Raw genomic sequence first — 11,778 nt, forward strand, 5'->3', positions numbered from 1 at the left:
CACGTAATCCGTCATGGGCACATACGTGAACATGACAAGCTGCTGCACAGCCGAAGCTGTGCGGCAGTCCACAGTTCGGGGCCCGGCAATGGCGGACACCTGATGAAAAGACAGATACCAAGGCTCCCTTGATACTGAATTCGGTGGTTGACTTCCTTTCAGCAAGAGTCGTAAATTCTTGCGAAGTGCCGCTTCGTGCAACGCGATGGCGACGTAGGGGAAGGGAGCAAGGGAATGAAAGCGTCCAAGTATGGCTCGTTGCTGTTGATTGGGTTTGCGCTGTGTCATTCGCCTCCATCGCTTGCCGTGCAGAATTTGGACGGAGTGAATGTCAACTCGCCGTCTTGTCGACCCGGCTTCATCAATCTCGTGGATGGATCCGGCGATCTAATCGGTTGTTTATCCGGCTTCGGCGACGGAGGTGGCTCAGTCCACGTCCCCGATATCTTCGATGGTGGTGGCGGCGGTATTTTGGTTCCCAATATCGGCCATGTTTCCTTGTCGGATCGGAATGCCAATGCGGGAACGAACACGGACTGTGACGATCCGGCCAAGCCGGTATCCGTGACGGGCAACCCGGTCGTCTTTTCCACGGGCAACAAGATTGAGCCGGAGGTCGATTTCGTCAGCGCTGGCGCGATGGCGCTCTCGCTGAAACGAACCTACAACTATTACTGGAACGGTATCGGGATTTTCGGTCGACGCTGGTTGAGCGACTACGACTACAAGCTGCTTTTCACCACGGACGATCCCACCTCGTCGTGCTATCCCCGTCCGGGCAATGGTCGATGTGACCCGCTCAACCAACCGATCTGGGCGCAACGCCCGGATGGGCGCAAGATCAAGTTCAACTACTCGGCCACGCCGACACCGGGCTGGTACGAGGACAAGACTTCTCCCATTGCGAAAATCATCCAGACTGGGTCGACCTATACGCTCTATGGCGAAAGTCGCACGGTCGAGGTCTACGACTACAACGGCTTCCCCTTGAATCTTAAGAGCGAGCAGGGGATCGGTTGGACGTTCACCTACGACGCTAACCATTACCTGGCCCGGGTCACGCATAGCTCCGGACGTCATGTGGATTTCGGCTGGAGCAATGGGCTGTTGGCCAATGTCACGGATCCTGCCGGCAACATCTATAGCTATACCTACGCGACTATTGCGGTCGGAAACGCACTGATGGCATCGCCGCAAACTGAAGTCTCGGCGTCGTCCACAAGGATTCAGCCTCTGCTGATCATGCCAACGCCGGATGACCCGCCACCCACACCATACAACCCTCCCGTACAGACGATGGTGGCGCTGCTAAAGAGCACGACGCAGCCAGGCTCGACCCCAACCACGCTTACCTATCACTACGAGGACAGCCGCTTCGCTACGGCGTTGACCGGCAAGACGATTAACGGCGTGCGCTACAGCTGGATCACGTACGACGCCAACGCGCGGGCTGTCGAGACCAAGCATGCGAATGGTACCGAGCGATACCAGTTTGTGTACACACTGGACGCTAATAACGCCATTGTCACTGCCACTGTCACGAACCCTTTGGGCAAACAAACTACGTACCAATTCGATGCCAAGGGCAATCAGATCTCTGTGGCCGGGTTGGGTTCGACTCATTGCGCAGCCGTTTACAAGGAAACCAGTTACGACGGTGCCGGTTATCCTGATGCTGTAAGTGACTTCAACGGCAACATCACCACCTTCAATTACGCTGCCACAGGTCAACTGCAGCAGAAAGTGACCGCCTTCGGCACGCCATTGGCGCAGACCACCAGTTACGTATGGGACACAGCGCATAACCGGGTCACCAAGGTGACCTTGGAAGGCGATCACGAGACCGCTTATGTGCACGGTTCAGACGGTCGCCTCGCCTCCGTTTCGGTCAAAAATCTTTCCACTAAGGTGGCCGCAAGCACAGGGCAGATTCGAACCACGACCTATACCTACACAACGTACTCCAATGGCCTGTTGGCCTCCCGGATTGTCGACGGCCCGCTGGCCGGACTGGGTGATGCCGTCACGACGACTTATTCGCAAACGGGCGATCTGTTGACGGTGAAGAACGGCTTGGGGCAAACGACCACTTATGGTGGCTACAACGGCCTCGGCTTGCCAGGATCGATCACCGGCCCGAACGGCGACAAGCACAGCTATGTCTACGATGCGCGCGGTCGCATTACGGACGACCAAACCTATCGCAACGGTGGTACGCAGCATACGTACTACGAGTATGACGGCTTCGGCCGATTGTCCCGTGTCACGCAACCGGACGGGCATACGCACTCCTATCAATACGACAGCGCCGGCCGCTTGGTGTCCGAATACGAGCCAGAAGCAGGTGGCACATTCGCGCAGACCATGTATACCTACAACGCCATGTCCTTGCCGACGTCGGTGAAGAAGCAACGCGTCTTTATTGAGCCTGCGCGAGGGACCGCGCCATGAGGAAGCTGGGAGCTTTCCGCCTGATTGGTGCAGTGGTTTGCCTGTTGGTATGTGCATTCGTTACACCACGGGCATTCGCGCGCCCCCTGTGCACCGTAACGATCGCGTCTCCCAGCGCCGGTCAGACATTGGTGCCCCCGGTAAACATCACCATTACGGGCACCATTGTCTGTGAACGGGTCGAGGGCGTGATGATTGATGACAACGGAGTGGGGCTCTTCAATATCGACGTGAGCCAGATGAGTGGGAGCCGCTTCTCTTACTCGTTTTCAACGGAGTGGACCGATGTTCCTGTTGGTGTCCATTACCTGAGCGCTTCATCCATGGGTGAGCCTGCTACCTCGGACACCATCACGGTTACGGTATTGCCGCCGGCGGCAGGCTCACTCTCAGCCTCGCCCAATCCTTGCAATATCCCTTCGGGAGGAAGTATCTGCACGGCTGCGATCTCGTGGTCTGCCAATCGCAGTGCGACTGGAATCTGGGTGACGGGGCTGGACAATAGCAACCCCCAGCAGTTTTCGGGCTCAGGCGGCGCCTTGACCGGCTCCCAGAGCGCTACCTGGATCACTAGCGGAGGGGCTCGCTTCCATCTGAGGGAGACGGCCACCAGCCCCGATCTGGCCACCATTGACGTGCGTGGCAACCTGCCGCCCAACATCAGTTGGTCATCCGTACCCGTCAATGGCAGCGTTTTTATTGCCCCTGCTTCCGTCTCGTTCGGCGTGTATGCAAACGACCCTGATGGCAGTGTGCAAAGGGTGGAGTTTTGGGTCGATGGCGGCAGACTCGCCACGATGACCACGGCACCCTATCAGGCGACTTGGAGCAATATTGCCGCTGGATCGCACACCATGCAGGCCGTTGCCTACGACAACCGCGGCAACTCGAGTTGGAGTTCCACGTCGACCATCACGGTAAAGAACTCGGCCGTCCTGGGCAATATCGATGGGATATCGAGCGATGGCACGATATCCGGATGGGCCTGTTCGTCGTACTGGGACCAGTCGATCAACGTCCATTTGTACCTTGGTGGTCAGGCTGGTAGCGGCACCATGATCGGCAGCTATCCGGCCAATCAGGTCAGCGAGCCAGCCGTCGCCAGCGCTTGCAGCGTCACCGGTGGCAGTTACCGCTTTCGCATTCCACTTGCTGATGCCCAACGCATCCAGTACGGCGGCGAAGCCATTTATATTCATGGAATTTCGCCAGTTGGTGGCAGCAATAACTTGTTGGGCGGCTCGGGCAATTTCACGGTCCCGCCGTTCATCCGCAATGCACAATATGTTGGTCAGACAGTAAGCACCACCATGTTCACTGGCCATACTCAATCGGTCAGTGTGCAGATGCGAAACAATGGTGATTACACTTGGTCAGCCGGTACCGATTTTAGGCTAGGTTCGCAAAACCCGGACAACAACTCGACCTGGGGCATAGCGAGGGCCACCCTGGCATCGGACGTAGCACCGGGCCAGACGGCAACGTTCAACTTCACCATTACGGCACCGTCAACTCCGGGTAGCTACAGTTTTCAGTGGAGGATGCTGCAGGAGAATGTGGCGTGGTTCGGTGACCTCACCCCGAACACAAGCATTACCGTCAGCACGCCGCCACCGGTTGTCTCCGTTAGCGCGAGCATCGACTACGACGAACTCGGTCGCGTGATCGCGCGTCGCGACAGCGCGGGCCGCATCAAGGTCAGCTACGAGTACGACGCCAACGGCAACGTGACCAAGGTCACCGATGCGCTGGGCAACGTCACGACCATGACGTATGACGCTTTGGATCGAGTAAGCAAGTCCACCGATGCCACCAACCATGCGACGTCATTCCAATACGATGTCGCCGGCCGACTGATCGAGGTCACCGACCCGCGTGGCAAAGCCACCGCCTATACCTACGATGGTTTCGGTCAGTTGTGGCAGCAGGTCAGCCCGGATACAGGTACCACGACTTTCGCCTACGATCCCTACGGCCTCCCCTTGAGCATGACGCGAGCCGATGGCGTGCTGACGACCTACGGCTATGACGCGCTCAACCGCCGCGTCAGCGTCAGTGCTGGTGGACTGACGCAGCAGGCGACCTACGACAGTTGCACCAACGGCCTCGGACGACTGTGCAGCACGAGTGATGCCACGGGCACCACCTCCTACAGCTATACGTCGGAGGGCCAGGTTGCGGGGCGCGGCTTCTCCATCTCGGGGACGACCTATGCCTTGGGTTATAGCTACGACAATGTTGGTCGGGTTGCCACCGTGGTGTATCCCGATGGCAACCGCGCCAACTACAGCTATGCCAACGGCCTAGTCTCAGGCGTCACCTTCACGATGGGCACGACCACAGCCAACGTCGCCACGGCGGTGGGCTACCATCCAGGCAGTCAAGCCATGGCCTCGTGGACGTCCAGCAACGGCCTGACCAATACACTGGGTTATGACGGTGACGGGCGCCTTACCGGTATCAGTGTGCCTGGCGTGCAAAGCCTGGTTTTCAGCTATGACGACGCGGATCGCATCAGCAGGATTACCAACGGGATCGACGGCACACTGACGCAAAGCTTCGGCTACGACGCGATGTCGCGGTTGAGTTCGGTAGCCTCGACGGCCAGCAACGAGAGTTACCAGTACGACGCCAGCGGCAACCGCATCGCACAGACCATCAATGGCGTCTCTTCCGTGGGTACGATCAGCGCTACCAGCAACCGTCTGAGCAGTTTCGGCGCCACCGCCTATGGCTATGACGCCAACGGCAATACGACGACGGTGGCGGGCGCACCGCAATATCACTACGACGTATTCAACCGGATGGACAGTGCGGCGGGGACGAACTACTACGTGAATCCCGAAGGACAGCGGTTACGCAAGTCGGGCAGTGCGGGCACCAGCTACTTCGCGCCGGATCATAGCAACGCGATGCTGTCCGAATACAGCGCAGGATGGATCGACTACATATGGCTTAACGGGCGGTTGATCGGGCGCGCGGCCGGCGGTCATCTCTATGCAATCCACAACGACCAGGTAGGACGCCCCGAGGTGGTGACGAATGCATCAAAGGCGGTCATATGGCGCGCGCAGAACTTTGCTTTCAATCAGAAGGTGGTGACTTCGGGCATTACGTTCAATCTAGGGTTCCCGGGCCAATATTATGATGCGGAAACGTCGGCCTGGAACAATGGTTATCGGGATTACAAGTCAGAGTTAGGGCGGTATTTGCAAAGTGACCCAATCGGACTGGGCGGTGGAGTTAATACGTATGCTTATGTAAGCAATAATCCACTGAGCAATGTCGATCCTTTAGGATTAATATGTATTAGCGACGGGGCCGCAAGCATAATCGGAGCTATTGCGGGAGGCGCGGTGACTGGAGCGCTTACCGGTGCTGCCAATGGGAGAGGCAATCCTTGGGCAATCCTTGGTGGCTTTGTATCAGGTGCCGTGATAGGCGGTGGTACACAAGCACTGTCAAATAGCTTGTCAAGTAACAATCCGGGTGCCGATTCGTCGGCAGCATCCGGTTTTTCAAATTTCGTAGGGTCACTAGTTCAAGACAAAGGCAATGCCGGTGTGGCAATTGCGAATGGAATGATTGCATATACAGGCGCGGCAGCGGGTTCGCGAGGAGGGATTGTGACGCAAATGGGTGGTCGACTAGTGACTTATGTTGGAGCGGCGACAGTGGCTAATCGAGGATTAGGTGCTGGTGCATTTGTTGCCGGCCCAATGTTCGGAATCGCCGGTGCATATACGGATATGGCAGCAGAAGCTGCTGCCAAGTCTTACAGTGATTGTGATTGTGGTAAATAACTAAATGAAGCCAGTCATTCAATTCCTATTGCGCCTTTTAAAGGCATTAATTGTCGGTCTAGGGGCAATATTGTTTCTTTCTGCTTGTTATTATGCGGTCAAGGGAGTACTTCCATTTGGCATCTTTTCTGATGTCATTCACATGATTGGTTTTGTATTGGCCATGGGTTATTACTTTGCACCTCCGAAGTGGAGGAAAAAGGACAAAAATGATGCAAGTCAAACGGATCGGGGGCGCTAAGGAATCTCTGATCTATTATTCGCCTCAAGCATTATCGCGACCGGCCCGCAAGAAGCGCATCCCGAATGAAGCGGCGGAAAGACCTCAGGATCATGTCTTGTTTTACGACGTGGCGGCAAGCTAGTTCACCGCCATGTCCCAATCGCTCAGAATCGAGTTTGCGGGTGCGTTGTCCCATGATGATGCGCGAGGATCCCGCACGGCGATCTTCCTGGAGGCTGCTGATCAGCTGGCGTGCTGTCGGGCTGGTGCACGTTGGCGGGTGATTCGGTTGGCATCTGTGCAACAGGGGCGCTATATGCGAGGTAGACAACTACCGCGACTGAGTTGTCGCGGGTGTAGGGCGGGCAGTGCCCGCCGGCTTTTCGACGGTAAGCGTCCGCCCACCTCATATTCCCCAAGTACTTCGTAGCCGCTGCACTACGCGCCTGTTCAACCAAGAACGTAGCGATGAGCATGAAGCGGAGTGGAGTGGGCGGCACAGGTCGACCGTGCGCATGGTGGCTGGTGAGTGCGCCGGTAGATTTTCGCTGTGGTGCGGATCGGCTGCTGGTGCACGTGCGCGAAGTGCTGGGGCGGGAACCGTTGGACGGTTCAGCGTATGTGTTCCGCAACCGCCGCGCCACACGCATCAAGGTGCTGATGGTGGACGCGCAGGGCGTGTGGCTCTCGGTGCGTCGACTGCATCAGGGGCGATTCGTCTGGCCGTCGGCGGGTGAGACGCTGTGGTCGCTCGGTCACGCGCAGTTCGCATGGTTGTGTGCGGGAGTGGACTGGCAGCGTTTGAGCGCGCCGATGCCGCTTGAAAAATGCGTGTAACCCGTTACGCTGCGCGACCATGGATCACGCAGCGATCAACGACATCACGGACGTCCAAACGCTGCGTGCGATGCTGGCCGATTGCGGTGCGGTGATTGCCGCCCACGAGCAAACCATCGCCCAGCGCGACCACACGATCGCGTTCAAAGATGCGAAGATCGGCAAGCTCACCCACGAGATCGCGCGCCTGCGCCGCGTGCAGTTCGCAGCCAAGTCCGAACGCATGGATCCGGCCCAGCGCGAGCTGTTTGACGAGGCGATGGCCGCGGATATCGCGGCGCTGGAGACGGAACTGGCCGCCTTGCGCGAGCCCGCCCAACCGGCGGCTCGCCCACCCCGCCAGCCGGTTCGCCGCACGCTGCCGCCGGAGCTGCCGCGTATCGAGACGATCCACGAACCGGCCTCCTGCGACTGCGCCACCTGCGGTGCCGCCTTGGTGAAGATCGGCGAACACGTCAGTGAAAAGCTGGACGTCGAGCCGATGACCTTCTTCGTGCGCCGCGACGTGCATCCGCAATACGCCTGCCGCACGTGCGAGACGATCGTCGCCGAGCCAGTCGCACCCAGCATCCTAGACCGCGGCCTCGCCGCCCCGGGCCTGCTGGCCCAGGTCGCGATCCAGAAATACACCGACCACCTGCCGCTGTACCGGCAGGAAGCGATCTTCGCGCGCGCCGGCATCATGCTATCGCGCACGACACTGGCCGAATGGATCGGCGCGGTCGGCGTGGCGCTGCAACCGCTGGTGGATGCGCTACGTGTCTAGTCCCGTCTGATTCTTTGGTCGTCTAACGAACAGATCGGGCCGCAGTTTACGCCACGAGTGCATCGCCTGTAGCGGCGTCTTGTGGCCGATGGCTCGCTGCGGAAGATGCTCGTTGTAGAGCTTCACGTAACGCTCGATCGTAGTTTGCAAATCCTCACGCGAGCGGAAGCGGGTGGTGGCCAGGATGTCGCTGACGCGGCCGTTGAAACGCTCGACCATGCCGTTGGTCTGCGGATGGCGTGGCTTGATCAAGCGATGCTCAATGCCCAGCAGCGCGCACTCGCGATCGAACGCGTGCTTGCCGGTCGGCTCTTTCGTCTTGCGGGTGAAGCGGTCGGTGAACTGGCTGCCGTTGTCGGTCAGCAGCTTCTCGATCCTCATCGGCGCGACGGCGTGCAAACGGCGCAGGAAGTCGCTGCTACTGGCCTCGCTCTGATCGGCGTAGATGCGCAGGTAGACCCAGCGCGTGGCGCGGTCGATGGCTACAAACAGATAGCGCCTGGCGGTTTCGTCAGCCATCTGAGGAAGGTACTTGATGTCGACGTGGATGAAGCCAGGCGCATAGTCCTTGAAGGTCTTGCGCACGACCGGCGCACCCTTGTCCTCGACCGGGCGCGTATTCAGCTCATGGCGGCGCAGGCAACGCGCCAACCCCGATCGCGAAGCCGCTGGGTTGAGGAACTCGCGCACCACCACCAGCAGGTCATCCAGCGGCAGCCATAGAGTTCGGCGAATCTCCATCGCCACCGCTTCCTGAGCGGCGCTCAGCGTGCAGTGCAGCGTGGCCGGGCGATGCGAACGGTCAGCGGTTGAATCCCGCTCGCGCCACTTGCGAACCGTGGGCGCGGTGACGCCGTAGCGACGGGCCAGTGCTTCATGGCTCAGGGCAGGATCTTCGGCCTGCAATTCCGCGCGAGTGCGCGGTGTCGTACGAGCCAGAGGGTGCAGGGTCAGCGGCATCTCAGGTTCCTAGGTGCTGATAGAGTTGGCTCATCGCAGCACGGGCCGCGCTCAAACGCCATACCCGATGCTCAAGACAATCACACGGCACCTGACAGCTACGCACCAAGCTGCTTGCCTCGCACGTCCTGCACGCCGACGAAACCCCGGTCGCCCAGCTCGATCCTGGTGCCGGCAAAACCAAACGCGCTTATTTGTTTGCGTATCGCAACACCAGCGAGCAGCCCATCGTCCTCTTCGACTACTGCCCCAGTCGCGCCGGCAAGCATGCCGCCGCGTTCCTCGGAAACTGGCGCGGCGCGCTGATGGTGGACGACTACGCCGGCTACAAGGCGCTGTTTACCTCCGGTATCACCGAACTGGCCTGCTGGGCGCATGCGCGACGCACCTTCGTCGACGCTCACAAGGCCAGCGGCAGCTCGATCGCCGAAGACGCCGTGCGGCGTATCGGCGAGCTCTACGCCATCGAAGCCAAACTGCGCGACCTCGACGACGAAGTGCGCACGCGCGAACGACGAAGACACCTCGCGCCCAAACTCGACGCACTCAAGCACTGGCTGGACGACCTTCAACCCAAGGCGCTGGGCAACAGCGGCCTAAGCCGGGCCGTTGATTACACGCTCCGACGCTGGAGCGCACTCGTGCGCGTCCTCGACGACGGCGCCTGGCCGATCGACAACAACCCCATCGAAAATGCCATCCGGCCGATCGCCATCGGTCGCAAGAACTGGCTGTTCGCCGGTTCCCAAAGCGCCGGCCAACGTGCCGCTGCCCTCATGAGCCTGCTCGCCACCGCCAAAGCCAACGGCCTCGAACCCCACGCCTGGCTCACCGACGTCCTCACCCGCCTGCCCACCACCAAAGACCGCGACATCACCACCCTGTTGCCGCTGGCATAGCCCGCGGCATCCTTCAAGGTGGGGTGGGTGGACGCTTACTTTCGACGCACCACCAGGAACGGCGGGCAGTGTCCGCCCTATGCGCCATCGACGCGCGACTGCAAGGTCATCGCCGCTGCCGGGTTGCGGTGCTTGGCGGCGCTGATGAAGAACACGAATACATCACGCGGCGGCGCCGGTGGTTGCGGCGCGGCGACGTGCGGCAGGTCGGCGATGTCGTTGCCCGCAGCCCAATTGCGCGCGTGGCCGGCCCAGCGATCCAGTTCGGCAGGTGCATAGCCGGCGGGATTGCCATCCTCGCTGCGCATCAGCCGCGCGTAGCTGAAGTCGCCGGTGAGATCGGCCAGCGAGGGATAATCGGGCGAGTCGGTGAACACGGTCGGCACGCGCTGCGTGCGCGCCAATTCCACGTAGTTTGCGTCGAGGAAGCTGGGGTGGCGTACCTCCAGCGCGTGGCGCAGCGGCTGGCCGTTCAATTCACGCGGCAGCGCGTCGAGAAAGGCGGCGAGGTCGTCGGCATCGAACGGCCGCGACGGCGGCAACTGCCACAGGATCGGTCCCAGCCGGTCGCCCATCTCGGCCAGGCCGCCATGCACGAAACCGTTGATGCCCTTGCCGGTATCGGCCAGCCGCTTGCCTTCGGTGATGTAACGCGGCGCCTTCAACGAGAAGATGAAGCCGGCCGGTGTGTCGGCCGCCCACTTCGCGTAGGTCGCCGGCTTCTGCGCGCCGTAGAACGTGCCGTTGATCTCGATCGTGCGCAGCTGGCGGCTGGCGTATTCCAGCTCGCGCCGCTGCACCAGCTTGGCCGGGTAGAAGTTGTCGCGCCACGGCGCGTAGTTCCAGCCGCCGATGCCGACGCGGATCTGCGGGCCGTCGGGACTGGCGGGGGCGAACAGGTCGTTCATGGCCGCACTCCCGGTGCCGGTCTGCCCAGATGTTCGGCAGCGCCGATGCACAGCACCAGCCACGCCGCGCCCGCGGCGTAGCCGGCCATCACGTCGCTGAAATAGTGCACCTGCAGCAGGATGCGGCTGATCCCGACCACGCTGACCAACAGCACCGCGGCGGCGATCGTCGCGCGGTGGAATCGCTGCGGCAGCAGGCGCAGCAGCACGTAGGCGAGCATGCCGTAGAACACGATGGAGCCGAAGGCATGGCCGCTGGGGAAACTCCAGCCGCGTTCGACGATGAAGCCGTGGTCGTGCAGCGGCCGCACCCGCTGGAACAGTGTCTTGAGGCCACCGTTGATCGGCAGGATGCCGAGCAGGGCCACCACCCAGATACCTGCCAGTCGCCAGTGCCGGCGCAGCAGCAGAAACAATGCCACCACGGCGGACGCGGGTGCCACCCACCACTGGTCGCCGAGATGGGTGACCACGGCGATGCCACGCAGCGCCGGCAGCGGCAGCTGCGCGTGCAGACTTTCGGCCAGGTCGGCGTCGAAGCGTGCCAGTTCGCCGGCCGGCTGCCCGGCGATCGCGGAGGCGATGGCGAGGAACAGCAGGGCCAGCGCCAGCAGCAGGATCAACCCGACCTGCCAGCGCAGCACGATCGGCGCATGGCCGCGGGCGAGGGCATGGCGCTGCCAGCGCGCGTTGTGCCGCCAGGCTAGGTCGCCGGTCAGCAGAGCCAGCAACAGCAGCAACGCCCACAGCCGCAGGGCATGAGCGGCGATCCATTCCACCATGGGGTCCATCGCGTTCCTCGGTTCGACGCGGCCGCGCTGCGCGGCACGCTGGCGCCATGATCGGCGTTGCCGCACGTTGCGTCGAGGGTGTGACTTCCAGCGCTGGCCTTGCATCCGGTTTGCCGCGATAGTTGCGAGACTGTCACCCG

At 60.9% G+C, this 11,778-nt stretch carries 9 protein-coding genes; 6 read left to right on the top strand and 3 right to left on the bottom strand.

Annotated features, from left to right (window positions below; translation table 11 throughout):
• The first annotated feature begins 234 nt into the window (after positions 1–234).
• The 5 genes from R2APBS1_RS06830 to R2APBS1_RS06850 all read left to right on the top strand — a co-directional run bounded on the left by R2APBS1_RS06830 (position 235) and on the right by R2APBS1_RS06850 (position 8,080).
• Complete coding sequence (locus R2APBS1_RS06830) at positions 235–2,451, top strand: DUF6531 domain-containing protein (protein WP_015447364.1); 2,217 nt, start codon at positions 235–237, stop codon at positions 2,449–2,451.
• Positions 2,448–6,254, top strand: a complete 3,807-nt coding sequence (locus R2APBS1_RS19550; RefSeq protein ID WP_015447365.1) for an RHS repeat domain-containing protein — start codon at positions 2,448–2,450, stop codon at positions 6,252–6,254. Before R2APBS1_RS06830 ends, R2APBS1_RS19550 begins: the two co-directional genes overlap by 4 nt.
• A gap of 4 nt (positions 6,255–6,258) precedes the next feature.
• The gene (locus R2APBS1_RS20030) at positions 6,259–6,495 is read left to right on the top strand and encodes a hypothetical protein (RefSeq protein ID WP_157769704.1); all 237 of its coding nucleotides are present in this window, start codon (positions 6,259–6,261) and stop codon (positions 6,493–6,495) included.
• 450 nt (positions 6,496–6,945) lie between these two features.
• Positions 6,946–7,314: an IS66 family insertion sequence element accessory protein TnpB gene (gene tnpB / locus R2APBS1_RS06845; RefSeq protein ID WP_015446531.1), complete on the top strand. Its 369-nt coding sequence runs from the start codon at positions 6,946–6,948 to the stop codon at positions 7,312–7,314.
• A 19-nt stretch (positions 7,315–7,333) separates the two neighbouring features.
• Complete coding sequence (locus R2APBS1_RS06850) at positions 7,334–8,080, top strand: IS66 family transposase (RefSeq protein WP_235644691.1); 747 nt, start codon at positions 7,334–7,336, stop codon at positions 8,078–8,080.
• On the opposite strand, the gene R2APBS1_RS06855 is transcribed toward R2APBS1_RS06850, so the two are convergent.
• Positions 8,069–9,040 (bottom strand): IS481 family transposase, encoded by a 972-nt coding sequence (locus R2APBS1_RS06855; RefSeq protein ID WP_015447366.1) that lies wholly within the window; start codon positions 9,038–9,040, stop codon positions 8,069–8,071. The two genes, R2APBS1_RS06850 and R2APBS1_RS06855, sit on opposite strands and share 12 nt — an antisense overlap.
• Positions 9,041–9,168: 128 nt before the next feature.
• Here R2APBS1_RS06855 and tnpC point away from each other — a divergent pair, with 128 nt between their 5' ends.
• Positions 9,169–9,939 carry an IS66 family transposase gene (tnpC, locus tag R2APBS1_RS06860; RefSeq protein WP_235645155.1) on the top strand — a complete coding sequence of 257 codons (771 nt, stop codon included), beginning with the start codon at positions 9,169–9,171 and terminating at the stop codon, positions 9,937–9,939.
• Positions 9,940–10,016: 77 nt separating this feature from the next.
• Here the strand turns inward: tnpC and R2APBS1_RS06865 are convergent, their stop codons facing one another.
• On the bottom strand, positions 10,017–10,847 hold the full coding sequence (locus tag R2APBS1_RS06865; protein WP_015447367.1) for a DUF72 domain-containing protein: 831 nt from the start codon (positions 10,845–10,847) through the stop codon (positions 10,017–10,019).
• Positions 10,844–11,638 carry a phosphatase PAP2 family protein gene (locus R2APBS1_RS06870; RefSeq protein WP_015447368.1) on the bottom strand — a complete coding sequence of 265 codons (795 nt, stop codon included), beginning with the start codon at positions 11,636–11,638 and terminating at the stop codon, positions 10,844–10,846. Before R2APBS1_RS06870 ends, R2APBS1_RS06865 begins: the two co-directional genes overlap by 4 nt.
• Positions 11,639–11,778 lie beyond the last annotated feature (140 nt).

The organism is Rhodanobacter denitrificans (assembly GCF_000230695.2).
Lineage (GTDB): Bacteria > Pseudomonadota > Gammaproteobacteria > Xanthomonadales > Rhodanobacteraceae > Rhodanobacter > Rhodanobacter denitrificans.